This is a genomic window from Kribbella sandramycini (assembly GCF_013131805.1).
GTDB lineage: Bacteria > Actinomycetota > Actinomycetes > Propionibacteriales > Kribbellaceae > Kribbella > Kribbella sandramycini.
Window position 1 is genome coordinate 786,886 of record NZ_JABJRC010000001.1, and the last position, 24,469, is coordinate 811,354.

Sequence of the window (24,469 nt, forward strand, 5' to 3'; positions counted from 1 at the left end):
AACCGGGCGGTGCTCCCGGGGAGGGGGCCGGCGGCGGGAGAGTTGGGGCATGGAAACAGAGACGGCGGTACGGGTCCGGGGGCTGGTGAAGCGGTATCCGGACAAGGTGGCGGTCGCCGGGGTGGATCTCGACATCTACCGCGGCGAGGTGTTCGCGCTCTTGGGGCCCAACGGGGCCGGAAAGACGACGACCACGGAGATTCTGGAGGGGTATCGCCGGGCCGACGAGGGTGAGATCGACGTCCTGGGCAGTGATCCCGGGCGGGCCGGGCGGGAGTGGCGGGCGCGGATCGGCATCGTTGCGCAGACGACCCGGGACGAGCCGGAGCTGACGGTGGCCGAGCTGGTCCGGCACTTCGCGGGGTACTACCCGTCGCCGCGCGACCCGGACGAGGTGATCGCCGCGGTCGGGCTGGAGGAGAAGCGCAAGACGCGCAGCCGGAAGCTGTCCGGCGGTCAGCGCCGGCGGTTGGACGTCGCGCTCGGCGTGATCGGCAACCCGGAGCTGTTGTTCCTGGACGAGCCGACCACCGGGTTCGACCCCGAGGCGCGGCGGCAGTTCTGGACCCTGATCGAGAACCTGCGGACGGCCGGGACGACGATCCTGCTGACCACCCACTACCTCGACGAAGCCGAGCAGCTGGCCGACCGGGTCGGCGTCATCGCGGACGGCCGGATGATCGAGGTCGCGACCCCGGAGACGCTCGGCGGCCGCGGCGCGCGGACGGCCCGGGTCTCCTGGCTCGCGGCGGACGGGATGCGCGAGGTGCGCACGGACACCCCGACGGCCGAGGTCTCCCGCCTACTCGCGGAGTACGGCGGCGAGGTCCCCGAGCTGCAGGTGCGGCGACCGAGCCTGGAAGACATCTACCTGGAACTGATCGGGAGCACCCCGAAGGAACTCGAAGGAGCACTGCGATGACCGCCTTGCCGTCCACGGCCAAGGTCAGCCTGGCCCGTACGCAGCTGGAGGTGAAGGAGTTCTTCCGCGAGCGCGAGCAGCTGATCTTCACCTTCTTCTTCCCGATCATCTTCCTCGGCATCTTCGCCGCCGTCTTCAGCAGCACCGATTTCGGCGGCGGCGTCACCGCGGCCACCTACTTCACGCCCGGAATGATTGCCTCCGGCATCTTTCTGACCAGTTTCCAGTCGCTGGCGGTGACGATCGCGATCGAGCGCGACCAGGACGTCCTGAAACGGCTGCGCGGGACGCCGATGTCCGCGCAGGCCTACTTCGCCGGCAAGATCGGGCTGGTGCTGACCACCTCGATCATGCAGTTCACGTTACTGCTGCTGATCGCCGGTCTGCTGCTCGACGTCGACCTCCCGACCTCGCCGGCCAAGTGGCTGAACTTCCTGTGGATCTTCGTCCTCGGGACGGCGTCCGGCTCGGTGCTCGGGATCGCGTTCTCCGTCGTCCCGCGGTCGGGGAAGGCGGCGTCCGCAGTGGTGACGCCGATCGTGTTGCTGCTGCAGTTCATCTCCGGGGTGTACTTCGTCTACAGCAGCCTGCCGGGCTGGATGCGGACGGTCTCCGAGATCTTCCCGCTCAAATGGCTGGCCCAGGGCATGCGGTCGGTGTTCCTGCCGGACGGGTTCGAGGCGGTCGAGCCGGGCGGCTCCTGGCAGCTCGGCACCGGGGCGATCGTGCTCAGCGTTTGGCTCGTCGTCGGGCTCGTGATCGCCCAGCGGGTCTTCCGGTGGACGCGCCGGGACGCGGGCTGATCCTGGGGGTGGAGGAAGATGGTCGTCGTGGAGGCTTCCAGCGAGCGGTCCGAGCAGTTCTGGGCCCGGACCCTGATCGGTTGGCACATCGTCTTCTGGGTGCTGATGGCGATGCTGACCGTGCTCGGCATCACCTCCGGGCTGCCTGACGGCAAGCGATTCGCGGCGCTCGGCGCGGTCGTCGCGCTGAGTACGGCGTACCAGTTCGTCGGGCGTCCCGCGATCGGCTCGCGGCGGCGGCTCCCGGCGTACGCGTACCGGCTGGTGCTGCTCGCCAGCTTGATGGTGCTGGTCGCGCTGCTGCCGCAGGCGGTCTTCCTGATGTTCATCGCGTCCGCGCAGATCTGGCTGCTGAGTGAGGACATCCGGGAGGGCGCCGGGCTCAGCCTGCTGCTGGTGGTGTGCTGCGGGACGGCGCAGCTGTGGAGCGCGGGGTGGGGCTGGGAGGCGTTCTGGGCGATCTTGCCGTGGATGCTGGTCAGTCTGGTGGTCAGCCTGGTGTTCGGCATCTGGATCGAGCGGGTGATCGCGCAGAGCGAGCAGCGGGCGGTGCTGATCGATCAGCTGCACGCCGCGCAGGCGGAGCTGGCCGAGGTCAACCACAGCGCCGGCGTAATGGCCGAGCGGGAGCGGATGGCCCGCGAGATCCATGACACGCTCGCCCAGGGGATGACGAGTATCGTGATGCTCTCGCAGACTGCGGCGGCCGAGTTGTCCCGAAACGGCGCCGGTGACGGCGTCGCGGCCCGGCTCGGGCAGATCGAGGCGACCGCCCGGGAGAACCTGGCCGAGGCCCGGGCATTGGTTGCCGCGTTCACCCCAATTGCGTTGTCAGAGGCAACATTGTCCGAAGTCCTGCGGCGGCAGGCCGAGCGGTTCACCGCCGAGACCGGGGTGAACGTGGCGGTGGCGCTGGATCTGGACGACGCCGAGGTCGCCGTACTGACGCAGGCCCAGCAGGTGGTGTTGTTGCGGTCGGCCCAGGAGGCGCTGGCGAACGTCCGCAAGCACGCGCGGGCCACGCAGGTGCAGATCACGCTCGGGATCACCGACGCCGGGGTCGCGATCGCCATTCGCGACGACGGGGCCGGGTTCTCGACGGCGGCGCCGTCCCCCGGGTTCGGGCTGGCTGCGATGCGCGGGCGGGTCGAGGAGTCCGGCGGGACGGTCCAGGTCGAGAGTGCGCCGGGGCGCGGTACGACGGTGCAGGTGCGCATTCCTACGTCTCAGGAGACATTGTGATTCGGGTACTGGTGGTCGACGACCATCCGGTCGTGCGATCCGGGTTGATCGGCATGCTGTCGGTGACCGACGACATCACCGTCGTCGGCGAGGCGGGTGACGGGGCGGAGGCGCTGGCGATCGTCGAGTCGGCCGCGCCGGACGTCGTACTGATGGACCTGCGGATGCCGGGCACGGACGGGGTCACGGCGACCGGGGCGATCGTGGCCGGGTATCCGGCAACGCGGGTGCTGGTGCTGACGACGTACGACACGGACACCGACATCCTGCACGCGGTCGAGGCCGGGGCGACGGGCTATCTGTTGAAGGACACTCCGCATGCCGAACTGCTCGACGGCATCCGCGCCGCGGCGCGTGGGGAGACCGTCTTGGCCCCGCCGGTCGCCGCGCGGTTGATGTCGCGACTGCGGACGCCGTCCGCGGTGGCGGTGCAGCCCTCGCCGCGGGAGCTGCAGGTGCTGGCCGCGGTCGCCCGCGGGCTCAGCAACGCCGAGATCGGGCGCGAGCTCTACATCGGCGAAGCCACCGTGAAAACCCACCTGCAACGCCTCTTCACCAAACTCGACGTCGACGACCGCACCCGGGCCGTTACCGTCGCGATCGAGCTCGGTCTGCTGCCTAACCCGCGGGGCTGACCTCGTTCGGCACGGCGCCGCCGTACCGGCGATCGCGCTGCGCGTAGATCTCGATCGCCCGCCACAGGTCGCGGCGATCGAAATCCGGCCAGAGGGTGTCGAGGAAGACCATCTCGGCGTACGCGAGCTGCCAGACCAGGAAGTTCGACGTCCGCTGCTCGCCGGACGACCGGACGAACAGATCCACCGGCGGCACCTCGGGATGGTAGAGATGCCGCGCGATCGTCTTCTCGGTGATCCGCTCCGGGTTCAGCTTGCCCGCGGCAACTTCCCGGGCGATCGACTTCATCGCGTCCGCGATCTCCGCCTGCCCGCCGTAGTTCACACAGAACTGCAGCGTGATGACGTCGTTGTCCTTCGTCCGCTCCTGCGCGTACTCCAGCTCGTCGATCACGCTCTTCCACAACCGCGGCCGGCGCCCCGACCACACCACCCGCACCCCCATCGCATCCAGCTCGTCCCGCCGCCGATGGATCACATCCCGGTTGAACCCCATCAAGAACCGCACCTCCTCCGGAGACCGCGCCCAGTTCTCCGTCGAAAACGCATACGCCGAGATGTACTTCACCCCGATCTCGATCCCGCCCTTAATAACATCCAGCAGCGAAGCCTCCCCCGCCTTGTGCCCCTCCGTCCGAGCCAGCCCCCGCTGCTTGGCCCACCGCCCATTCCCATCCATCACAATCGCCACATGCTCCGGCACCAACTCCCTCGGCACCCCCGGCGCGCGCACCCCACTCGGGTGCCCCTCCGGCGCCACCACAACCTTCTCCCCCACCCGCTCAACCCCACGACCCCGACGAAGACCCAAACGCGACATACCCAAATCCTCCCACCCTCACGGACGGTAACCACCGCCCGCCTGTGGACAACTCCCGTGTGATCACGCCCGAACGCAATAGATTCGTCCCATGACGGCAATCCCTTCAGTCGAAAGCGTCCGCCAAGACCTGGCGGCCATCCTGACCCGCTTCCGCGCCGGCCAGACCCGGGCTTTCAGCTTCGGCAACGGCTCCCCCGAAGCCGTCATGCTCACCTACGACGAATTCGACGACCTCGGCGGCGACGACAAGTTCCCGTCCCCCAACGCCGTACTGACACCGGCCGAACTCGCCCTCCAACTACCCGACCTCCTCCACGCCTCCAGCACCCCCACCTTCTGGGGAGCCATCGCCACCCCAGAAGCAGTGCTGATGTCGGCCCCCACTATCGCCAACTGAGAGGCGACCCCGAACCGCCCCCCGGCGTCCTCGACGACCCCACCACCCGCATCCAAGCAACCACCCCCTCCCGGACAGCCGCCCCCTCAACCTGGACGACTGGGCCGCTGCAATGGGGCCGGAGACCCAGCAGATTCTGGAGGAGCTCCGCCAGGAGGACCAGGACGGTCGATGACAGCGGCCGGAGGTTACCTGCTGATCGCAGGCCCGGCGTTCGACCTGGACTATCGACGCATCGACGCTGCCGCACGCAGAAGCCAGGAGGACCGGAGTCCGTCCTGCGGCGTCAGATCCTCCGCTCCATGCTCGATCTGGCCAACGGCCGATCGGACGGGCATCACGCGCTGGGTTACGAGCCTGGCAAGGGCGACCTCCGGGACTGCGGCCTACGCACACACCTGCGCACGCCTCGGGCGACACCTCTTCGACCAGCAGCCAGGCCTGAACCGCTTCGCAACCATCGGCGTCGTCACAGCCGTCAACGCGGCCGATCGCCAGTCCGAAATGGACACCCGCCGAGCAATCGCCCACGCCTGGGCAGGCCAACAGCCACTCCGCTCGTCACGCCCACTCACCGTCGGCACCAGCCCCCAGACCCACCGTCCCACCGACACAACCCCCAACGCAGCCCCCCGCAACGCCCGGCCAGGACCAACCGGCCGGCCAAGCAGAGAGCACCACTAACTCCGGCGGTCCAGGAAGGCCCGATCCCCTGTCAGCACACCCTGCCTATCCACAAGAACGAGGAGGTGGGTTGACGCTCGCGGCCGGGCCATCGCCGTCTACCAGCACGGGCCGCAAGTCAATGATGCGAAGCGGCAATGACCGCGTGAAGTCGAGCGGAATGTCGCCCTGAGTGCCACCGCCAGTCCAATGCACGTTCCAGTACGTCGTTGCCGACACCTGGTAACTGCCGCCCTTCACACAGCGCGAAGTCTTGCTGTACTTGTGTCCGCACGTCGGAGACGCTGCAATCTCCTTCAGCGCTTTGCCGGCCGCATGCGCCCGGGTGAAAGGCGTGCCAGCACCCCTGCAGGTGACGATCTGCCCGTCGCCCATCGCCCACTCGATCCGATCGACCGTCCCCGTAGCCGTAATCGTCACCCCACCAAGCGTCGCCGTCTTCGTCTGCGGCCCCGTAGTACTCACCCCCGGATCAGTAACCCACATCCAAATCGGCACATTCACAATCCCCTCCCGCGTCGCACTCTGGACATACGGCGACACCGCCAGATTCGGGGCCACAAAGTTCATGGTTTCCACCACCTGCCGAGCAGCCTCCGCAGGATCCATGGTCACCGGCTCCCCCGGCTCCCGAATAACCGACTCGAACCGCTCGAGCCCTTCCGGACGTCCGTCGACGACATCGAGGATGTGCCAGCAGCGATAGAACTTCGTCCCGGGCTTGTACGGCGTTCCGTCCCAGAACATCGTCGATGGTTTATCCGTCTCGGTCAGGTAGCAGCCCGACGCGGCATCGAAGAATCCGTCACCTGTGCGGCAGGGCAGCTGCTTGCCTTTGAAGAAACATCCGGTCTGGCTCACCGGCTTCTTACCGTCGTTCTTCTGCGGCTTGGTCGGGTCGACACCAATCGAGATCTTGCACTCGCCGCTCAGGCGGTCGACCTCGCAACCCGGTTCATTTCCGAGGCGCGAGGCTGCAATATCGGGTGCCAGGACCGAGCCGCCGATGAGGAGCGCGGCGGCAGTGAGCGCGGTGGTCAGCATTTGGCAGCTCGATTCTTGCCGTGGACGACCTTCCATCGACTGTCGACGAACTTGAGATCACGGGTATCCAGCCACCGCGTCGGGGTGCCTGGACGGCGAACGCTCTTGCCTGCAGCATCGACGAAATCCGTCTTCGACGTGTCGATACACGCTTGTACCGAAGCAGTAGTGACCTTTCCGGCTGCCGGCTCACCCAGCTTTGTCACCTTCGCCCACCGGACCTCGGTGGTTCCCGTGGACTTGACCTTACGGCCCCGGTAGTTCTCTGCCTGGATCTTCGACGCAGCCAGCTCGACTCCGTCAGCCACCGAAGCCAGGTCGCGCGTATCAGTCCCTCCGCTCCTGGCGAGCGTATCGGTCACCTCGATGTACCGCCGGTAGGCCGCGACAGCCGCATCTCCGGCCGAAGTCTGCGGGGTGGTCGTGGTCACAGAGGGCATTACAGACGGTGTGAAGGGCGGAGGCTTGGGGTTGTCGCCGCCACTGCACGCTGTGAGAGCAAGCGTTAGTTGGGCGACGGCCAGGGCCGCTGTGAGCCGGCTGTGCATGGTGCCTCCGTGACCGTTGGTTACTGAGAGTGTCAGTGTTTCATACGGTCGGTTCTGGGTGGCGGGTTATCCACAGGGGTGCCGGCTGTTGGGGGTGGGGTTACTGGGTCAGGTCTAGGTGGGGGAGGGAGCGGAGTTGGTTTTCTTGGTGGTAGGTGAAGAAGGCGGCTATTAGGCCGGTGGCTTCGCGGCGGGTTCGGGGGTCGGCGCGGAGGGCGGTGGGCCAGTCGCCGGTGAGGAGGGCGGCCAGGTGGGTGACGGTGGTGGGGGCGGGCATGGCGGAGGCTGGGGGGCGGCAGGAGGTGCAGACTACGCCGCCGGCGGCGGGGTTGAAGGCTCGGTGGGGGCCTGGTTCGCCGCAGCGGGCGCAGTCGCCGAAGGAGGGGGCGTAGCCGGAGATGGAGAGGGAGCGGAGGAGGAAGGAGTCGAGGACGAGGGAGGGCTCGCGTTCGCCGGTGGAGAGGACGCGGAGGGCGCCGGCGAGGAGGAGGTGGTGCTGGGTGGCCGGCTCTTTTTCTTCGACGACGAGGCGGTCGGAGGTTTCGAGGAGGACGGTGCCGGTGGTGTAGCGGGCGTAGTCGTTGACGATGCCTTCGCCGTAGGCGGCGATGGATTCGGCCTGGGTGACGACGTCGAGGGTGCGGCCGGTGGCCAGCTGGAGGTCGACGTGGCTGAAGGGCTCGAGGCGGGCGCCGAAGCGGGACGACGTGCGGCGGACGCCTTTGACGACCGCGCGGACCTTGCCGTTGGCGCGGGTGAGGAGCGTGGCGATGCGGTCTGCTTCACCCAGTTTGTGGGTGCGCAGGACGATCGCCTGATCCCGGTAGAGCGGCACGGGAACAGTGTCTCACCCGGCGCCGACAGTACCGGTGAGGAGTTGTTCGAGGCTGATCGGCGCGCGGCCGGTGAGGTCGGCGACGGCGGTCGAGGTATGGCTGAGTTCGCCGCTGGCGATGGCGGCGTACGACGTCACCCAGCCGGCCACCTCCCAGGCGGGGGCGTCGAAGGACTCACGGGAGCGGTAGGCCTCGTCGAGCGTTTCGGGCTCGTAGCGGACCGGCCGGCCCCAGGCGGCAGACAGGACGGCGGCCGCCTCGGCGAGGGTGAAGGCGGTGGGGCCGGTGAGGTCGTACGTCGCTCCTCCGTGGCCCTCGGTCGTCAGGACGTGGGCGGCCACGGCGGCGACGTCGTCGCGGGCGACGGCGGCCACCCGGCCGTCGCCGGCGGGGCCGCGGATGGCGCCGTCCTCGGCGACGAAACCGGGGACGAAGTCGAGGTAGAGGTTGTCGCGGAGGAAGGTGAAATCGACGCCGGCCGCGCGCAGGTGCTGCTCGGTGTGCCAGTGGTCGCGGGCGAAGGTGAAGGTCGCGCCGGGGGCGGCGCCGGCGAACGAGGTGTAGACGATGCGCTGGACGCCGGCCGCGACCGCGGCGTCAATCGTTGCCTTGTGCAATGAAACCCGATCGGCGGACTCGGTGGCGCTGAGCAGCATCAAGGTGTGGACGCCGTCCAGCGCGTCGAGCAGCGCGGAGTGTTCCCCGTACGCCGCCGTCGCGACCTCCGCGTTCGGGAGGTCGGGCGCGCGGCCGGCATCGCGAACAAGCAGCCGCTGCCGAACACCGGCGTCCGCGAGCAGGCGCGCGATCCGGGAGCCCAGCTGGCCGGTCGAGCCGGTCACGCCGATCAGGTCGCCGCTCATTTGCCGACCAGCTCCATGCCGCCGGGAGCGTAGCGGTCGCCGGCGACGGCGTCGGGCGGGAAGGCAGCGTCGAGAGTCGCGAGCTCAGCAGCGGTCAGGGCGACGTCGAGCGCGGCCAGGTTCTCGGCCAGGTAGCTGCGGCGTTTGGTGCCCGGGATGGGGACGACGTCGTTGCCCTGGGCCAGCAGCCAGGCGAGCGCGAGCTGGCCCGGGGTGATGTCACGGGCGGCGGCGAGCTCCTTGACCTTGGCGACCAGGTCGAGGTTGCGCTGGAAGTTGGCGCCGGTGAACCGCGGCAGGTTGCGGCGGGCGTCGTCCGGCTCGAAGTCGTCGGGCGACTGGATCTGTCCGGTCAGGAAGCCACGCCCGAGCGGGCTGAAGGGGACGAACCCGATGCCGAGCTCACGCAAAGTGGGCAGGACGACGGTCTCGGGGTCGCGCGTCCACAGCGACCACTCGCTCTGGACGGCACTGATCGGATGGACGGCGTGCGCCGCGCGGACCGTGTCGCCGTTCACCTCGGACAGCCCGAGGTAGCGCACCTTGCCCGCGGCGACCTGCTCGGCCATCGCGCCGACCGTCTCCTCGATCGGCACCTGCGGGTCGCGCCGGTGCAGGTACCAGAGGTCGACGTGATCGACGCCGAGGCGGCGCAGCGAGTCCTCCAGGGCCGAGGCCGCGTACGCCGGTGTCCCGTTCACCCCGGTCGGCATGGCCGAGGAGCCGCCCTGCTGAACCGGGAATCCGAACTTGGTCGCCAGCACCACCTCGTCGCGGCGGCCGGTCAGCGCGCGGCCGACGAGCTCCTCGTTCGCCCCCGAACCGTAGACATCGGCGGTGTCGAGGAACGTGCAGCCGGCGTCGATCGCGGCGTGGATGGTGGCGATCGACTCGGTTTCGTCCGACGTGACGCCGTACGACTGCGACATTCCCATGCAGCCGAGGCCGAGGCGGGAGACGGTCAGGTCACCGAGCTGGGATTCAGGCATACCCCGAACCTACCGCCGGACGGCGTCACGAGCAGCCGCACCCCTCCGCATTCCTGTCTGGACAACATCTGTGTGACATTTCGCCGCCCCGCACCACGCCGTCCGCCGCAATCCGTATCTTCGTGCGGGCAAGGTGAGCCGGGGGGCGAAACATACGGGGGGGTGACAGATGTTCCTGCGCCAGGCGCTGCGGTATCGCTGGTCCCAGGCGTTGGTGCTGGCCGGCATCAGCCTGCTGATCGGTACGTGCGCGGTCTTCGGGCCGTGGTTCGCGCGCGCCGTCCAGCAGACGGTGGTGACCGAGACACTGCACGGCCAGCGGTTGTCCGCGGCCTGGCAGCTCGAGACACGTCCGGTCCGGAACCTGTCCGACGAGCCACCGAAGCCGGAGCAGCTGCAACCCCTGATCCCGGCCGACCTCGCCCCACTGTTCACGAAGCCCGTACTGGGCATTCACAGCGACGTCAGCTGGACAGGCACCGAGGACCCGATTGTCAGCCGGCTGCTCTGGCGCGACGGGGTCTGCGACCAGGTCGTCATCGTGGCGGGCCGCTGCCCGGCCGCTGCCAACGAGGTGCTCGCCTCTACGGTCGACCAATCGACCTGGGGTATCGAACCCGGGCAGACCATCAGGGGCATCGGAGAGGGCGCCGCACAGCCCGGCGTCCTCAAAGTGGTCGGCCAGTACCGCCCTAAGGACGGTACGGCGGACTACTGGTTCGGCCGGCCGCCAACAGGCCGCTCGCATCCCCCGACCGACAAGTCACCCGGCGAGACCGATCTGCTGCTGACCGCCCGCCCGACGTTCGCCGGCGACCTGTGGAGCCAGCACACCACTCTCGACACCAGACCGCTCCCCGGCGTCGTCCGACTCGACGATCTGGACCGTCTGGAGAGCGCGACCACCGCCTCCCAGGGCAAGGCGATCGAGCTCGGCGCAGACAACACCTCTGCTTTGCCCGGTGTCATCGACCAGATCCGGCACGAACGCGCCCAGGCCGCGACAATCATCCCGCTGGTGATGGTCCAGGTCGCACTGTTCGGTCTGGTCGTTCTGGCGCTCGCACTGGCAGTAGTGGTCGACCAGCGCCGTCCTGAGCTCGCTGTGGCCAGACTGCGGGGTTCAACCGCCAGACGGACGAGCAAGACACTTACAGTAGAGCTGGGCCTACCGGTGCTGATCGGAACGCTTCTCGGCGCTCCGTTGGGCTTTGCGCTGCTTCTGATCGTCCGTTCGACCTGGCTGCGCCACGGGGCGCCGATCGAGCTGCCGTGGTCAGTACCGGTCGCACTGGTAGCAGTCGCGGTCGTGGCGCTCGGTGTCGTCGTCCTGCAGGTCCGAGGCGTCGTCAGGCTGCAGATCGCAACCCTCTTGCGACGTGTCGCACCGAGCCGTCGCCGCGCGATCGGCGTCATCGATCTGTGCATCATCGTGTTCGCCGTCGCCGGGCTCCTCTCAGCAGTGGGCGGGTCGAACCGCGGGCCGCTGCCCGTGCTGGCACCTGCACTGCTCGCACTCGCCGCCGGGCTCACATTCGCACATCTACTGCTGCCATTGGCCGGATTGATCAGTCGGCGCGCGCTGCGACGCGGGCGGCTCAGCCTGGCGCTCGGAACCCTGCAGATCTCCCGGCGGCCCGCAGTCACCCGTATCGTCGCCGCAGTCGCCGTGGCTGCGAGTCTGGTCGCCTTCGCGGGACAGGCGGCGTCCGTCGGCGAACACAACCGCGAGTCCCGGGCGGGTTACGAAACCGGCGCGGAGGGCGTGCTGAAGGTCGAGGCCAGCTACGTCGCCAGGTTCATGCACGGGATCAACGAGGTCGACCGCGACCGCCGCTGGCTCACCCCGGTCCTCATCACCCGGCCGCCCTCCCCCGATGCGCTGCAGACGGTGATGATCGAGCCGGACAGCTTCCGGACGATCGCCTACCGCGGCGACCAGCTCACCGATCTGGACGGGTTCCGCGACCTGTCCGCGCCGTCCGTCGAGCCGATCGAGTTCAGCACCCGGCAGCTGACAGTGACCGCGTCGACCGGGCCGATCGAGAAGGTCGCGCCAGAGGTCCCAGCAGGAGCGACGCCGCCGGTCGAGCAGCCTCCGGCGAAGAGCATCCGGCTGACGGCGTACGTCGTCGATCTGCGCACCGGCGCCCGCAACGTGGTCACCTTTCCGCCGCTGCCGCTCGGGAAGCCGCCGACAGTACTGCGCGCACCCCTCGACTGCCGGGACGGATGCCGGCTGCTGCGGCTGGGCGTCAGCCGAGAGCTCGGCGACCAAGGCGGCCTGCGCGGCGACGTCCACATCGAGAAGCTGTCAGCTGATGACCAACCGGCCTTGAAACTCGGCCGCCCGGAAGACTGGCGGCCGATGCAAGAGCCCGGCTCCAACCAGGATCGGATCGCCGCGAAACCGGGTGCTGGGCTCACGCTGGCCGTGACCAGCTTCGGCGCCGAGCAGGTGCTGCAGTACGCGACCGCACCGGCGGTGGTGCCCGCGCTGATCGCGCCCGACTACCGCTGGGACCCTTCGGCGACCACACCGGCATTCGACGGTACGCCGATCGCCCTCACCAAGCTGGACCGGCTCGGCGGCCCGATCAACAGATTCCCGTTGCACAGCGCGGTGATCGACCTCGAGACCGGACGCCGAATCGGCGGGACGGTGGACGAGGCGTCCACCCAGTTCGAGCTGTGGCTGAACGCCGAGGGCGTGGCCAAGGCCGACTCGATCATCGCGAAGCTGCGTGCCGAGGGGCTCAGCGCCCAGCTGATCGATCAGCGGACCGACCGGATCGCGTCGTACGGACGGTCGGCCAGCGCACTCGCATTGCAGCTGACACCGGTGGTCGGGATCGCCGGCTGGGCGCTCGCGATCGTCGTCCTGCTGCTGACAGTAGTGACGTCGTGGCGGTCACGGGCGCAGGACTACGCCAGCCTGCGGATCACCGGCGTACCAGCGGCGACGACCGGGCGTGCAGCACGGTGGGAGCAGACCGGGCCGGTAGCGCTCGCTGTCCTGCTCGGATCGATGTGCGGGGTGGTGGGGGCACAGATCGCGCTGCCGCTGATTCCGTTGTTCGCGGACGCCGGTGGGCCGATTCCGCTCGAGCTGGAGGTCAACTGGCCGGTCGCGGTGCTGCTGTGGGCTGTCAGTACGGCGGTGCTCGCGGCAGTCACGCTACTGCTGGGGACCGGGGTGAACAGGCGAGCCGGGTTCGCCCGGATCCGGGAGGAGCTGACGTGAGCGGCCTGGCGATCAGTACGACGGGGCTCGTCCACATCTATCGCGCGCACGGGCACGACGTCGCAGCGCTGTCGGGGATCGGCATCAGCGTCCGGCCGGGTGAGCTGGTCGGGTTGCTCGGGCCGTCCGGCGCAGGGAAGTCGACGCTGCTGCAACTGTGCGGCGGCTTGCTGACGCCGAGCGCCGGGCGGTTGCGGATCGGCGAGCACAAGGTCGAGACGATGACCGAGGCCGAGCTGGACCGGATGCGCGCCGGCGACGTCGGCATCGTGCTGCAAGGCGCAGGGCGGAACCTCATCCCCTACCTGAACCCGATCGACAACATCCGGTACGCGCAGCGGGCCGCACCGGGTGACCGGGTGCTACCGAAACCGGCGGAGATTCTGGAGCTGGTAGGGCTGGCCGCGCAAGCGCAGTCGCCGTTGACCGCATTGACGCCCGGGCAGATCCAGCTCTGCGCGGTAGCGGTCGGGATCGCGACCTTCCCGGGATTGCTGCTGGCCGACGAGCCGACCAGTCAGCTCGACCATCAGGCCCGGGACGAAGTCCTCGCGGCGATCCGGAAGATCAATGCGGAGACGGGCATGACGGTCCTGCTGATCACCCACGACCCCGAGGTCGCAGCGACGCTCCCCCGCACGATCACCATCCGCGACGGCCGGATCGCCGCCGAGGGACGCTCGGGCGAGGAGTACGCCGTCGTCGCCTCGGACGGCTCACTGCCGTTGCCACCACATGTCGCCGAGCTGCTGCCCGCCGGCACGCTTGTCCAGGTGACCACCACCGAGGACGGCGTCCACATCACGCCGGTCCCGCAGGAGGAAGCCGAATGATCGCCGTCGACGGGGTTTCGGTTCGGTACGGCGCAGTGACCGCAGTGGAGTCGGTGACGCTGGCGGTGCCGGCCGGGCGGGTGCTGGCGGTGAGCGGGCCGTCGGGAGCCGGGAAGAGTTCGTTGCTGTGGGCAATTGCCGGGGCGGTCGCGCCGGCCGCTGGTCAGGTGGCGGTGGATGGGGTTCAGATCGGCTCCCGGGCCGTCGCCGCGGCGCACGGCGTCGTCCTGATCCCGCAGGGGAACGGGTTGGCGCGAGTGCTCACCGCGAGGGAGAACCTCGTCGTCCCGTTGATCGCGGAGCGCACGCCGGATCTGGACACCGTGGTCACGCAGGCGCTGACCCAGGTCGGGCTCGCCGAGAGCGGTGACCATCTCGTCGAGGAGCTCTCCGGCGGGGAGCAGCAACGGGTCGCCGTCGCGCGCGGTCTCGCCCAGCGCGGACGCGTCGTCCTCGCCGACGAGTCCACCAGCGAGTTGGACGGCGCCAATCGCGAGCTCGTTCTCGCTCTGCTGCGGGCTGAGGCCGACCGCGGCGCCGCCGTCGTGATCGCCACCCATGACCCGACCGTCGCCGAGACCGCCGATGCCCATGCGCTGCTGGACGAAGGGCGCCTCAGCTGGCTGCGGCCGTTCTGAGCCCGATGTGCACCCGGAGCGGGTCCAGCTGGATGGTGGTGATGCCCAGTGCGGCCAAGGCCTCGCGGAGGTCAGGCTCGGTCATGCGGAGCCACTCCTGCTCGACACAAGTCGCCGAACGGAGGCGAGCGGCCGTGGTGAAGGCGATGCCTACGGGCCGACCGGTCGGGAGATGGCCGGTCTGGAGCGTGCAGGCTACGCCGCCGGCGGAGTGGACGGGGATGTACCAGGCCTCGGGATGTCGGTTGCTCACAAGACGACGGTAGGGCGGAAACCGCACGCTGCGGAGACCTTCTCACACGCTTCGCACAGACCTCTCACACGCCTCACAGCGTGAGGTGAGTGGGGGTGGTGGGTGGGCCGGTGCGGAGGAGATCGGCGAGGAGGGTCGGGAGCTCGCGCGGGGCGAAGGCGCCTTGGTGGGCAGCGACTTCTTCCGGTGTCCACCAGCGGATTTCGTGGACGTTCTCGGCAGCCAGCTCAGCGGCGGTGAGGCTGCCGGCCGGGGTGAAAGCTTCGGTACGGAGGAGGAAGTAATCGTTGATGACGCCGTCGTAGCCGGTGGCGTGGCCCTCGGCAACCACCTCCTGATGCCAGAGGTGCGGTACGCCGTCCGGCACGTCGAGACCAACCTCCTCGGCGAGCTCTCGACGCAGGCCGTCCAGCAGCGTCTCGGAGGCCTCCAGACCACCGCCGGGGGTGGCCCAGAGCGGGCCGGAGTCGAACTCGAAGCGGACCAGGAGGATGCGGTCCGCAGGGTCGAGGACGACGGCGCGGGCGGCCGGGCGGAGTTTGGGGTAGGTGAGCTCGAGCTCCTGGCTCTGCTCGACGGAGCGGAAGCCGAAGCGGGCGTTGACCTTCTGCATCGGGCCGTTCGAGAGCGCCGTCCAGGTGTGCAGGTAGCGCTGCTTGTCGCGGTGCGCCGCGAGCTGATCCAGGTTGGCCAGCTTCAGATGTGTCCCGAGGTTGTGCCCGCGGTGGTCGCGCAGAACCAGAGTGTCGTCCTGCTGGACGTGATCCGGATTCGACTTCGGCACGTAGATCAGCGTGTACCCGGCCGGCTCGCCCGCGGCGGTGTGTGCCATCGTCACCAGCGCGAGGTAGTTGCGGTCGATCCGCTGCTCCCCCGCCGCCAGCTTCTCGATCGTCCACGGCACCAGCTCGCGCGTCATCCCGCCGATCGGTACGTCGTTGTCCATCGCGGTGTGCAGATCGGCGTACGACTGCTGGTGTTCGGGCGGGCAGATCCCCGCCCAGGACGTCAGCGTGTACCCCTGCAACGGGCCGGCCGTCGAGCGCAGCTCCTCCAGCCGGAGCTCGTCGTACGGCAGCGGGACGACGAGGTGGTCCTCGCGATGTTCGACGGCGAACCCGAGCCGCTCGGCGAAGATCGCGCCCGGCCACGGCTCGGACGGCACCGCGAGCTCGGTCTGGAAGATCGTCCGGCCGAGCTGCGCCGCCCGGGTGACGGCCCACTGCCACAGCGCCGTCCCGATCCCGCGCCGCCGGTGCTCCGGCGGGACGTCGATCTCGACCTCGACCGTGTCGAGGTTGTCGCTCAGCCGGTACTCGAACAGCAGCGCCCCGAGCACCCGCTCGTCCTCGAACGCGGCGATCGCCAGCCGCCGCTTCAGCGGTGACGGGTTGCGCAGCGAGTACGCGAGCGACTGCCGCGTCTCGAGCAGCGCGGCCTCCCGCCCGGCGAGCGCGCCGGACGACAGGGCGTCGTACCACTGGTCGAACAGGACGAGGTCGGCCGGGTCGATCTCACGAACGTCGATCACCCGGCCGACCCAATCAGCACAACGGGTCAACCGCCAACTCGATTACCTAGACCGGCGCGACCTTGCCCTGGTACATACCCATGATCACGAAGTTGTCGGCGTACGGCGCGTTCTTCAGCAGCGGGTCGTTCTCGGCCGGGAACTTGGCCACCCGCTTGCCCTCCAGCGCCGGGTTGTTCCCGTACCGCTCCCACAGCGGGATGATCGGCAGCAGCTCGTTGAACGCCAGCGCCGCGGCGGTCACGTTCTTCTTCTGCTCGTCGACGTTCAGGCCCTGTGCGGACTTGTCGACGACGGCCTTCAGGTCGATGTCGCCGGCCGACGTCTTCTGCTTGAGCGGGAAGTTCATCCCCTTGCCGCCCTGGTTGGCCGCCGTCACGTAGTTGAACGTGTAAAGGTCCTGGACGAACGAGAAGTACGGGTGCGGGTGCGACGACGCGCCCCAGCTCTGGATCGCCAGGTCGAACTTGCCGGCCAGTACGTCGGGGTTCAGCTGGGTGAACGTGATCCCGCGCTTGGTGATGTTGAACCCGAACTTCGTCAGCTGGTCGGCCGCGTTGGTGGCGGCCGGGTTCCAGTCGGCAAACTCGGTCGGGAACTTGATGTCGTACGCCGCGGGCTTGCCGGCCGGCGTCTGCCACTTGTCGCCGGCCTTCTTCCAGCCGGCCTCGGTGAGCAGCTGGGTGGCCTTGTCGAAGTTCTTCTCGTACGCCTGCAGCTTCTGCTGGTCGGCGTCCGAGATCCAGTCCGGGACGGCCTGGTCGGAGAACCCGGCCATGAACTTGCACGCCTTGCCGGACTCGCCGAGCGCGACCGTGCCGTTCTCGTTGCGGTCCAGGACGTAGGCGATCGCCTGCCGGACGCGGACGTCGGCGAACTCCGGCCGGGTGGTGTAGTTGAAGACCAGCGCCGGGCCGGAGTACACCGGCGGCCGCAGGATCCGGAAGCCGTTCTGCTCGAAGGTCTTCTCACTGGCCACCGCGAACCCGTGGGTCGCGTAGTCGACATCCTTGTTCATCACCGTCGGCGTGATGTCGGAGGTCTCGCCGTTGTACAGCACGATCTTGGTGAAGCCGACCTTGTCGGCGAACAGGCCCTTGTCGTTCTTCACCAGCGACATCTGGGCGTTCGTCATCGACTTGGGGTCGTAGTTGAACGGGCCGGAGACGATCGGGTTCTCCGGGCGGAACTTCTGGAAGTCCGCGTTGATCGTCTTGCCCTCGCCCTCGTCCAGGCTGCCCTTGGCCTTGCGGACGGTCTCGGCCTTGGTCGCCCACTCGCCGTACACGGCGGCCGGCAGGATCGGCGCGCGCAGGATGTAGCGCTCCAGCACGGTGGACGGCGTCCCGATCTGGAAGACGACCGTGCTGTCGTCCGGCGCGGACATGTCGGACAGGAACGTCCAGGACTGCTGGCGCATCAGCCAGTGCAGGTTGAACGTCGCGATCACGTCCTTGCTGGTGACGGCCGAGCCGTCGCTCCAGGTCAGCCCGGACTTCAGCTTCAGCGTGTACGTGCTGGCCTTCTCGTCCAGGGTCCCGGACTCGGCCATCATGTATTCCCACTTCTTGTCCGCCCAGTAGTACAGCCCGCCGCTCGGGTAGATCAGGTCGAGGTACGGGCTGGACTGCTGGACGCCGTCCAGGACACCGGCGGCCAGGTTGAAGTGGCCCTTCGGGGGCAGCTGGAACGGGTACGCGCCGTGGAACTCCTTGGCCGCGCCGCCGTCGTTGCCCTGGGCATTGGGTTTGCTGGGTGAGCAGGCGGCCGCACCGATACCGGTCGCGCCGATACCGGCGATACCGAACAACTGGAGCACGTGCCGGCGGGAGACCGCGTTCGTCCGGGCCCGTGCCCCGGACTCGTTGTTACCGGTGGGACTCATCCTCGGTCCTTCCTGAACCTTCGTGGTGACTACTGACCGTCTTCTCGGTTCGTTCGCCGTCGGGTCCAGATGACCCCGGCGACGACGATCAGGCCCAGGAGCAGGCCCATGAACAAGGTGAACAGGGTGACGACGAACTGCGGCGTCCCCGGCGTGAGCGTGAGCAGCAGCAATCCGCTGGCCAGCACCAGAAAGGCGGCCCAGCCGAATGCCATCCGTCCCAGCTCCGGTGGCATCAGCGCTCCGGCTCTTCGGCGCCGTCCCGCGCGACCACGTGACAGGCCGCGGACTGCCCCGCCCGGACGCCGACCAGCTCGGGCACCTCGCCGTCGCACAGCCCGGGCTCGAACCGCCCGCAGCGCGGATGGAACGCGCACCCGGACGGCAGGTTCGCCAGGCTCGGGATCTCCAGGCTGCGCAGCGATCCGGCGGACTTCGTCCGGGTCAGATCCGGATCCGGCTCGGGGATCGCCTCGATCAGCGCCCGGGTGTACGGATGGGTCGGCGCGTTGATGATCTTCGGCGTCGGCCCGAACTCGACGATCCGGCCGAGGTACATGACCGCGGTCTTCCCGCGCCAGCCGAAGTACTTCGCGATCGCGAGGTCGTGGGTGATGAACAGGAAGCCGACGCCCAGCTCGTCGCGCAACCGGCCGAGCATCGCCAGCACGCTGATCCGGATCGACACGTCGAGCATCGACGTCGACTCGTCGGCGATGATCAGCTTCGGATCCAGCGTCAGGGCGCGCGCGACGGCGACGCGCTGCCGCTGGCCGCCGGACAACTGATGCGGATACTTGGGCAGGTAGTTCTCCGGCGGCGTCAGGTCGACCTTGGTGAGCAGCTCGGCCGCGCGGTCCGCGGCGGCCTTCGCGCCTTTCACGACACCGTGTTTGAGCAGTGGCGCGGTGAGCGTCTGCTGGATGGTTCGGGTCGGGTTGAGCGAGGCGTACGGGTCCTGGTGGACGTACTGCACCGATCGCCGGAACGTGCTGAAGTCCTTCTTGTTCAGCGACCAGATGTCGGTGCCGTCGTACTTCACCTCGCCGCCGCTCGGCCGGGTCAGGCCGGCTGCCATCCGGGCCGCGGTCGTCTTCCCCGAACCGCTCTCCCCCACCAGGCAGAGCACCTCGCCGGGGTTGACCGACAGGTTCGCGTGATCGACCGCTCGGATCGGGCCGGCCTTGGTGTCGAAGACCTGGCTGACGCCGGACAGCGTCATCAGCGGCCGGGCAACCGCTTCCGGTACGGCGGCCGCGCTCACGACGCGCTCCGATCGAGGTGGACGTCGCCGGAGTGGATACACGCGACCTCGTGGCCGTCGCCGGGTTCGTCGGTGATCGGGATCAACGGCGGCTCCGCCTCCTGGCACTCTTCGGTGGCGAACTTGCAGCGCGGGTGGAACGAGCAACCGGCCGGCAACGCGGCCAGGCTCGGCGGCCCGCCCGGGATCGACTCCAGATCGGGCAGATCGCCGACGATCGGCGGTACGGCCTTGATCAGGCCGAGGGTGTACGGATGCCGCGGCCGGTAGAAGAGGTCCCGGACGCCGCCGGTCTCGATGATGCGACCGGCGTACATGGTGGCGACCCGGTCGGCCAGCTCGGCGGCCAGCGACAGGTCGTGCGAGATGAAGATCATCGAGAAGCCGAGCCGCTCGCGGACCTCGTGCAGGACGTCGACGACCGAGCGCTGGGTGAGGATGTCGAGCGCGGTGGTCGGCTCGTCCAGGATCAGTACTTCGGGCTCCAGCAGCAGGCTCATCGCGATCAGCACCCGCTGCCGCATACCGCCGGACAGCTCGTGCGGGTACGAGTCCATCACCCGCTCGGGTTCGAGCCGGACCAGCCGCAGCAGCTCGGCCGCGCGCTCCTCGATCTCCTGCTTCGTGGCCTTGGTGTGCGCCCGCATCGTGTCGTGCATGTGACCACGGATCTTCAGCACCGGGTTGAAGGCGTTCATCGCGCCCTGGAAAACCATCGCGGCGTCCCGCCAGCGGAACTTGCGCAGGTCCCGCCCGTCCAGCCCGAGGACGTCGATCTCGGTCCCGTCGCCGCGGTTGAAGATCACCTTGCCGCTCGCGTGCCCGAGCCGCGGCAGCAGCCGCAGCAACCCGAGCCCGAACGTCGTCTTACCGCAGCCGCTCTCGCCGACCAGCGCCAGGCTCTCGCCCGGGTAGAGATCGAGGTCGACACCGCGGACGGCCTGGACGACGGCGCCGGCGCCGGTCCGGTACTCGACCTTGAAATCGCGGATCGACAGCAGCGGTTTGCCCGCGCCGCCGCGGACGGCGCGCGCGGCGCCGGCAGAAGTCGTCGTCATATCGATCACCGGTCCCTGAGGCGCGGGTTGAGGATCTCCTCTAGCGACCGGGTCATCATCACCAGGCCGAGCAGGAGCAGGACGATCGCGACCACCGGGCTGAGGATGAAACCCAGACTCGCGTCGTTGAAGATCGCCCCGGCGATCCAGGCCCGGTTGAGCATGATCCCCCAGTTGGATCCGGTGAGGGGCGCGAGTCCGAGCAGGTAGAGCCCGACCAGCGAGTAGATCGCGTTGGTGACGCCGATCATGAAGTTCATCAGGATGAAGCTGGCCATGTTCGGCAGGATCTCGACGAACACCACCCGCGCGGTGCCGAGGTCGAGTAATCGGGCCGCTTCGACGAACTCGCGTTCCTTCAGCGACAGCACCTGGGAGCGCACGGCCCGGGTCAGCACCGGCCAGGACAGCCCGCCGACCAGCACCGCGAGCAGGAACGGCGAGTCCAGCTTGAACAACGCGCCGAGGACGGCGAGCAACACGATCTGCGGGACGGTCAGGACGACGTCGGCCGCGGTCACCACCGCCGAGTCGACCCAGCCGCCGAGGTAGGCGGCCAGCGACCCGAGCACGATCGCCAGCGCGGTCGAGATCGCCGCGGCCAGGAACCCGATGAAGATGACGGACCGGCCGCCGTCGATCATCTGGATCAGCACGTCCTTACCCTCGTTGTCGGTGCCGAGCAGATGCCCGGGCGACCCGAGGGGCAACAGGATCTCCTTGACGTTCGGCTCGACCGTCGGCGTGAAGAACGGCCCGATCGCGGTCACCAGGACCAGGAACGCGACGATCAGGAAGCCGATGAACCCGGCCGGGCTGCGGCGCAGCGCGCTCAGGATGCCGGCGAACCGGGAGACGCCCGTCGTCCCGATCGCGGCGACGGCGCCGGACGTCACGGTTTCGGTGGCCATCGCGTTACCCCTTGGCCTTCCCGCCGACCCGGATCCGCGGATCCAGGCGGCTGTAGAGGACGTCCGCGAGCAGGTTCGCGACCACGACCGAGATCGTCACGACCAGAAAAATGCCTTGCAGGACTGGATAGTCTCTTCCTGAGACCGCGTTGTAGAGGCTGTAGCCGATGCCTTGGTAACCGAAGATCTTCTCCACGAAGATCGAGCCGCCGACGACGAACCCGAGGGAGACCGCGAGCTGGCTGAACAGGGGTAGTACCGCGTTGCGCCCGACATACCCGGCGCGGATCCGGCCGTCGGTGAGACCGCGGGCCCGGGCGACGGTCACGTAGTCCTCGCCGAGGGTCTCGACCGTCGAGGATTTCATCACCAGCGCCCAGGAGCCGACCGTGGTGAGCAGATACGCCAGGATCGGCAGCGTCGCGTGGTACAGGATGTCGTTCAGGAAGTAGAGACTGAACGAGGGTTCGACGCCCGGGGTGTACGAGCCGCGTGCCTCGGTCAGGTTGAAGACCTGGAGTTTCACGCCGAGGAAGACCACGATCAGGATCGCGACGATGTAGTTCGGGATCGCGTGCAGCAGTGAGCCGACCGAGGTGAGCAGATGGTCGATCCAGCTCTCCCGGCGATAGGCCATGATCATCCCGGCCACGATGCCGATCACGAAGCTGAGGATCTGCGCGATGCCGACCGAGAACAGCGTCCACGGCAGGTAGGTCTGGATCACCTGCGCGACCGTCGTCCCGGGTGACAGCAGCGACGTCCCGAAGTCACCTTGGAGCAGGTTCGCCATGTACTGCACGTACTGCAGGATCAGCGGCTCGTCCGGGTCCAGCGAGAACAGGTTCTTGGCCTGCGCCGCGGCGTCGTCGTAGGAGATACCGGTCTGCGCGATCTGCGTCTGGATATAGGTGTCGACCGGGTTGCCCGGCAGCAGCCGGACGAGGAAGAACGTCAGGGTCGAGACCAGGAAGACGGTCAGGACGGCTTTCGCCAGCCGGCGGACCAGCCAGGCGCTGAAGAACCGCCGTGCCGCCGAGGGTCTCGGTTCGTCCGCGGGCCCTTCGATCAGCTGCTGGGCAGGGGGATCGACCGCACCGCTCACTGCTCACCTCCATCGAGGACCGCCGACGAGCCGCGTGCACCTAATGCATGATCTCTTGCATTGATCTGCGCACAGTGGCGCTAGTTTGCGCAGACTCAGGCATCAAGTCAACGGTTTCAGATGTTCGGAAGTCAGAGACACCGAATTGTGAGCAGACGATTGCGCTGCGCAGCGATCTTGCCACGGTGTGTGCTGGATCACGTCGGACCGCAACGCAAACGTCGCCCGCCACCTCTTCCGGTGACGGGCGACGCTTGATAACCGATTGGTCTAGCGGATGGCGCGGTTGATCGCCGAGACGACCGCCTTCAACGACGCGGTGAGAATGTTCGCGTCCCGCCCGACGCCCCAGTAGACCTCGTCGCCGACCTCGCACTCGACGTACGCCGCGGCCAGGGCGTCGCCGCCGGCCGAGAGCGCGTGCTCGTGGTAGTCCAGCACGCGGACGTCGTACTTCAGCGGCTTGATCGCGTCGACGAACGCCGAGACCGGGCCGTTGCCCTCACCGGTCAGCTCGTGCGGAACGCCATTGGAATAGACCTGAACGCGCAGGTGATCGTCGACGCCCTCACCGGACGACGAGTTCACCGTCAGCAGCGACAACTTGCCGGGGGCAAGGTATTCGGCCGCGAAGATGTCCCACATCTGCTGCGGGCCGACCTCACCGCCGGCGGCGTCGGTGTGCTGCTGGATCACCCGGCTGAACTCGATCTGCAGCCGGCGCGGCAGGTCGAGCCGGTGCTCCGACTTCATGATGTACGCGACGCCGCCCTTACCGGACTGCGAGTTGACCCGGATGACCGCCTCGTACGAGCGACCGACGTCCTTCGGGTCGATCGGCAGGTACGGCGCCTCCCAGGTGATGTCGCCGACCGGGCGGCCCTCGGCCGCGGCCTGCTTGTCGAGCGCCTCCAGGCCCTTCTTGATCGCGTCCTGGTGCGAGCCGGAGAAGGCGGTGTAGACCAGGTCACCGGCGTACGGCTGCCGCTCGGGCACCCGCATCTGGGTGCAGTACTCGACCGTCCGGCGGATCTCGTCGATATCGGCGAAGTCGATCTGCGGGTCGATGCCCTGGCTGAACAGGTTCATCCCCAGCGTCACCAGGTCGACGTTGCCGGTCCGCTCGCCGTGGCCGAACAGACAGCCCTCGACCCGGTCGGCCCCGGCCATCAGGCCCAGCTCGGTGGCGGCGACCGCCGTCCCGCGGTCGTTGTGCGGGTGCAGGCTGATCGTGCTGAACTCGCGCCGGGTCAGGTTGCGGCCGAACCACTCGATCTGGTCGGCGTACACGTTCGGCGTCGACATCTCGACGGTGGCCGGCAGGTTCAGGATGATCTCGCGACCGGCCGCCGGCTGCCACTGGTCGCTGACCGCCTCGCAGACCTCGAGCGCGAACTCCAGCTCGGTGCCGGTGAAGATCTCCGGGCTGTACTGGTACCCGAACTCGCAGTCGCCCAGCATGTCGTCGGCGTACTTCATCACGGTCTCGGTGCCGCGGACGGCGATGTTCAGGCACTCGGCCTTGTCCACGTTGAACACGACCCGGCGGAACAGCGGCGCGGTCGCGTTGTACAGGTGGATGGTCGCCTTCGGCGAGCCCTGTAGCGACTGCACGGTCCGCTCGATCAGCTCGTCGCGGGCCTGGGTCAGCACCGAGATCGTGACGTCGTCCGGGATCGCGTCACCCTCGATCAGGCTGCGGACGAAGTCGAAGTCGTACTGGCTGGCGCTCGGGAAACCGACCTCGATCTCCTTGTAGCCCATCTTCACCAGCAGGTCGAACATCCGCCGCTTGCGGGCCGGCGACATCGGCTCGACCAGCGCCTGGTTCCCGTCGCGGAGGTCGGTGGACAGCCAGCGCGGCGTCCGGTCGACCGACTTGGCCGGCCACGTCCGGTCCGGCAGGTCGATCGGCGGGAACGCGCGGTACCGATGGATCGGCATACCGGACGGCTGCTGGA

The 24,469-nt window shown here is 68.5% G+C and carries 23 protein-coding genes; 8 read left to right on the forward strand and 15 right to left on the reverse strand.

Annotated elements, in window-relative coordinates; genetic code table 11:
* Positions 1 to 49: 49 nt before the first annotated feature.
* The 4 genes from HPO96_RS03445 to HPO96_RS03460 are packed head-to-tail and all read left to right on the forward strand — an operon-like array spanning position 50 to position 3,602.
* Positions 50 to 922 carry an ABC transporter ATP-binding protein gene (locus tag HPO96_RS03445; RefSeq protein ID WP_171670906.1) on the forward strand — a complete coding sequence of 291 codons (873 nt, stop codon included), beginning with the start codon at positions 50 to 52 and terminating at the stop codon, positions 920 to 922.
* Positions 919 to 1,725, forward strand: coding sequence for an ABC transporter permease (locus HPO96_RS03450; protein WP_171670907.1), 807 nt, complete (start codon positions 919 to 921; stop codon positions 1,723 to 1,725). The genes HPO96_RS03445 and HPO96_RS03450 overlap by 4 nt, the downstream gene beginning before the upstream one ends.
* Positions 1,726 to 1,743: 18 nt before the next feature.
* Positions 1,744 to 2,967 carry a sensor histidine kinase gene (locus HPO96_RS03455; protein ID WP_171670909.1) on the forward strand — a complete coding sequence of 408 codons (1,224 nt, stop codon included), beginning with the start codon at positions 1,744 to 1,746 and terminating at the stop codon, positions 2,965 to 2,967.
* Positions 2,964 to 3,602 (forward strand): response regulator, encoded by a 639-nt coding sequence (locus HPO96_RS03460; RefSeq protein ID WP_171670911.1) that lies wholly within the window; start codon positions 2,964 to 2,966, stop codon positions 3,600 to 3,602. The genes HPO96_RS03455 and HPO96_RS03460 overlap by 4 nt, the downstream gene beginning before the upstream one ends.
* On the opposite strand, the gene HPO96_RS03465 is transcribed toward HPO96_RS03460, so the two are convergent.
* The gene (locus HPO96_RS03465) at positions 3,586 to 4,422 is read right to left on the reverse strand and encodes an isoprenyl transferase (protein ID WP_184999620.1); all 837 of its coding nucleotides are present in this window, start codon (positions 4,420 to 4,422) and stop codon (positions 3,586 to 3,588) included. The two genes, HPO96_RS03460 and HPO96_RS03465, sit on opposite strands and share 17 nt — an antisense overlap.
* Positions 4,423 to 4,513: 91 nt before the next feature.
* Here HPO96_RS03465 and HPO96_RS03470 point away from each other — a divergent pair, with 91 nt between their 5' ends.
* The gene (locus HPO96_RS03470) at positions 4,514 to 4,822 is read left to right on the forward strand and encodes a hypothetical protein (RefSeq protein ID WP_171670913.1); all 309 of its coding nucleotides are present in this window, start codon (positions 4,514 to 4,516) and stop codon (positions 4,820 to 4,822) included.
* Positions 4,823 to 5,551: 729 nt separating this feature from the next.
* Here the strand turns inward: HPO96_RS03470 and HPO96_RS03475 are convergent.
* The 5 genes from HPO96_RS03475 to HPO96_RS03495 all read right to left on the reverse strand — a co-directional run bounded on the left by HPO96_RS03475 (position 5,552) and on the right by HPO96_RS03495 (position 9,786).
* The gene (locus HPO96_RS03475; protein WP_171670914.1) at positions 5,552 to 6,550 is read right to left on the reverse strand and encodes a hypothetical protein; all 999 of its coding nucleotides are present in this window, start codon (positions 6,548 to 6,550) and stop codon (positions 5,552 to 5,554) included.
* Positions 6,544 to 6,981 carry a hypothetical protein gene (locus HPO96_RS03480; RefSeq protein ID WP_171670916.1) on the reverse strand — a complete coding sequence of 146 codons (438 nt, stop codon included), beginning with the start codon at positions 6,979 to 6,981 and terminating at the stop codon, positions 6,544 to 6,546. The genes HPO96_RS03475 and HPO96_RS03480 overlap by 7 nt, the downstream gene beginning before the upstream one ends.
* A gap of 217 nt (positions 6,982 to 7,198) precedes the next feature.
* Positions 7,199 to 7,933: a DNA repair protein RecO gene (recO, locus tag HPO96_RS03485; RefSeq protein ID WP_171670918.1), complete on the reverse strand. Its 735-nt coding sequence runs from the start codon at positions 7,931 to 7,933 to the stop codon at positions 7,199 to 7,201.
* A 12-nt stretch (positions 7,934 to 7,945) separates the two neighbouring features.
* On the reverse strand, positions 7,946 to 8,797 hold the full coding sequence (locus HPO96_RS03490) for an SDR family oxidoreductase (protein ID WP_171670920.1): 852 nt from the start codon (positions 8,795 to 8,797) through the stop codon (positions 7,946 to 7,948).
* A complete protein-coding gene (locus tag HPO96_RS03495; RefSeq protein ID WP_171670921.1) occupies positions 8,794 to 9,786 on the reverse strand; it encodes an aldo/keto reductase in 993 nt (330 codons plus the stop codon). The genes HPO96_RS03490 and HPO96_RS03495 overlap by 4 nt, the downstream gene beginning before the upstream one ends.
* A 169-nt stretch (positions 9,787 to 9,955) precedes the next feature.
* On the opposite strand from HPO96_RS03495, the gene HPO96_RS03500 reads away from it, so the two are divergent.
* Genes HPO96_RS03500 through HPO96_RS03510 form a run of 3 tightly spaced genes read left to right on the forward strand, consistent with a single transcriptional unit; the run spans position 9,956 to position 14,501 of the window.
* Positions 9,956 to 13,030, forward strand: coding sequence for an ABC transporter permease (locus tag HPO96_RS03500; protein ID WP_171670923.1), 3,075 nt, complete (start codon positions 9,956 to 9,958; stop codon positions 13,028 to 13,030).
* Entirely contained in the window at positions 13,027 to 13,863 is an 837-nt protein-coding gene (locus tag HPO96_RS03505; RefSeq protein WP_171670925.1) for an ATP-binding cassette domain-containing protein, read from the forward strand. Before HPO96_RS03500 ends, HPO96_RS03505 begins: the two co-directional genes overlap by 4 nt.
* Entirely contained in the window at positions 13,860 to 14,501 is a 642-nt protein-coding gene (locus HPO96_RS03510; RefSeq protein ID WP_171670927.1) for an ATP-binding cassette domain-containing protein, read from the forward strand. The genes HPO96_RS03505 and HPO96_RS03510 overlap by 4 nt, the downstream gene beginning before the upstream one ends.
* Here HPO96_RS03510 and HPO96_RS03515 read toward each other — a convergent pair.
* The 9 genes from HPO96_RS03515 to leuA all read right to left on the reverse strand — a co-directional run bounded on the left by HPO96_RS03515 (position 14,479) and on the right by leuA (position 24,452).
* On the reverse strand, positions 14,479 to 14,754 hold the full coding sequence (locus HPO96_RS03515; RefSeq protein WP_171670929.1) for an SAV_915 family protein: 276 nt from the start codon (positions 14,752 to 14,754) through the stop codon (positions 14,479 to 14,481). The genes HPO96_RS03510 and HPO96_RS03515 overlap by 23 nt on opposite strands.
* A 73-nt stretch (positions 14,755 to 14,827) precedes the next feature.
* A complete protein-coding gene (locus HPO96_RS03520; RefSeq protein WP_171670931.1) occupies positions 14,828 to 16,285 on the reverse strand; it encodes a GNAT family N-acetyltransferase in 1,458 nt (485 codons plus the stop codon).
* Between the two features lie 46 nt (positions 16,286 to 16,331).
* Positions 16,332 to 18,170 carry an ABC transporter substrate-binding protein gene (locus tag HPO96_RS03525; protein WP_171670932.1) on the reverse strand — a complete coding sequence of 613 codons (1,839 nt, stop codon included), beginning with the start codon at positions 18,168 to 18,170 and terminating at the stop codon, positions 16,332 to 16,334.
* A gap of 29 nt (positions 18,171 to 18,199) precedes the next feature.
* Positions 18,200 to 18,406, reverse strand: coding sequence for a hypothetical protein (locus HPO96_RS03530; RefSeq protein ID WP_171669885.1), 207 nt, complete (start codon positions 18,404 to 18,406; stop codon positions 18,200 to 18,202).
* Positions 18,406 to 19,434: an ABC transporter ATP-binding protein gene (locus HPO96_RS03535; RefSeq protein WP_337796496.1), complete on the reverse strand. Its 1,029-nt coding sequence runs from the start codon at positions 19,432 to 19,434 to the stop codon at positions 18,406 to 18,408. Before HPO96_RS03535 ends, HPO96_RS03530 begins: the two co-directional genes overlap by 1 nt.
* Complete coding sequence (locus HPO96_RS03540; RefSeq protein ID WP_171670934.1) at positions 19,431 to 20,492, reverse strand: ABC transporter ATP-binding protein; 1,062 nt, start codon at positions 20,490 to 20,492, stop codon at positions 19,431 to 19,433. The genes HPO96_RS03535 and HPO96_RS03540 overlap by 4 nt, the downstream gene beginning before the upstream one ends.
* Positions 20,493 to 20,497: 5 nt before the next feature.
* The gene (locus HPO96_RS03545; RefSeq protein WP_171670936.1) at positions 20,498 to 21,403 is read right to left on the reverse strand and encodes an ABC transporter permease; all 906 of its coding nucleotides are present in this window, start codon (positions 21,401 to 21,403) and stop codon (positions 20,498 to 20,500) included.
* A 4-nt stretch (positions 21,404 to 21,407) separates the two neighbouring features.
* Positions 21,408 to 22,508 (reverse strand): ABC transporter permease, encoded by a 1,101-nt coding sequence (locus HPO96_RS03550; RefSeq protein WP_337796497.1) that lies wholly within the window; start codon positions 22,506 to 22,508, stop codon positions 21,408 to 21,410.
* 270 nt (positions 22,509 to 22,778) lie between these two features.
* Positions 22,779 to 24,452, reverse strand: a complete 1,674-nt coding sequence (gene leuA, locus HPO96_RS03555) for a 2-isopropylmalate synthase (protein ID WP_202885654.1) — start codon at positions 24,450 to 24,452, stop codon at positions 22,779 to 22,781.
* Positions 24,453 to 24,469 lie beyond the last annotated feature (17 nt).

What these genes read in the sequence shown, in the direction of transcription:
- HPO96_RS03445 (WP_171670906.1), top strand. Translation starts at nt 50, where the DNA reads ATGGAAACAGAGACGGCGGTACGGGTCCGGGGGCTGGTGAAGCGGTAT.
- HPO96_RS03450 (WP_171670907.1), top strand. Translation starts at nt 919, where the DNA reads ATGACCGCCTTGCCGTCCACGGCCAAGGTCAGCCTGGCCCGTACGCAG.
- HPO96_RS03455 (WP_171670909.1), top strand. Translation starts at nt 1,744, where the DNA reads ATGGTCGTCGTGGAGGCTTCCAGCGAGCGGTCCGAGCAGTTCTGGGCC.
- HPO96_RS03465 (WP_184999620.1), bottom strand. Translation starts at nt 4,422, where the DNA reads ATGTCGCGTTTGGGTCTTCGTCGGGGTCGTGGGGTTGAGCGGGTGGGG.
- HPO96_RS03470 (WP_171670913.1), top strand. Translation starts at nt 4,514, where the DNA reads ATGACGGCAATCCCTTCAGTCGAAAGCGTCCGCCAAGACCTGGCGGCC.
- HPO96_RS03475 (WP_171670914.1), bottom strand. Translation starts at nt 6,550, where the DNA reads ATGCTGACCACCGCGCTCACTGCCGCCGCGCTCCTCATCGGCGGCTCG.
- HPO96_RS03490 (WP_171670920.1), bottom strand. Translation starts at nt 8,797, where the DNA reads ATGAGCGGCGACCTGATCGGCGTGACCGGCTCGACCGGCCAGCTGGGC.
- HPO96_RS03495 (WP_171670921.1), bottom strand. Translation starts at nt 9,786, where the DNA reads ATGCCTGAATCCCAGCTCGGTGACCTGACCGTCTCCCGCCTCGGCCTC.
- HPO96_RS03500 (WP_171670923.1), top strand. Translation starts at nt 9,956, where the DNA reads ATGTTCCTGCGCCAGGCGCTGCGGTATCGCTGGTCCCAGGCGTTGGTG.
- HPO96_RS03510 (WP_171670927.1), top strand. Translation starts at nt 13,860, where the DNA reads ATGATCGCCGTCGACGGGGTTTCGGTTCGGTACGGCGCAGTGACCGCA.
- HPO96_RS03525 (WP_171670932.1), bottom strand. Translation starts at nt 18,170, where the DNA reads ATGAGTCCCACCGGTAACAACGAGTCCGGGGCACGGGCCCGGACGAAC.
- HPO96_RS03530 (WP_171669885.1), bottom strand. Translation starts at nt 18,406, where the DNA reads ATGCCACCGGAGCTGGGACGGATGGCATTCGGCTGGGCCGCCTTTCTG.
- HPO96_RS03540 (WP_171670934.1), bottom strand. Translation starts at nt 20,492, where the DNA reads ATGACGACGACTTCTGCCGGCGCCGCGCGCGCCGTCCGCGGCGGCGCG.
- HPO96_RS03545 (WP_171670936.1), bottom strand. Translation starts at nt 21,403, where the DNA reads ATGGCCACCGAAACCGTGACGTCCGGCGCCGTCGCCGCGATCGGGACG.
- leuA (WP_202885654.1), bottom strand. Translation starts at nt 24,452, where the DNA reads ATGCCGATCCATCGGTACCGCGCGTTCCCGCCGATCGACCTGCCGGAC.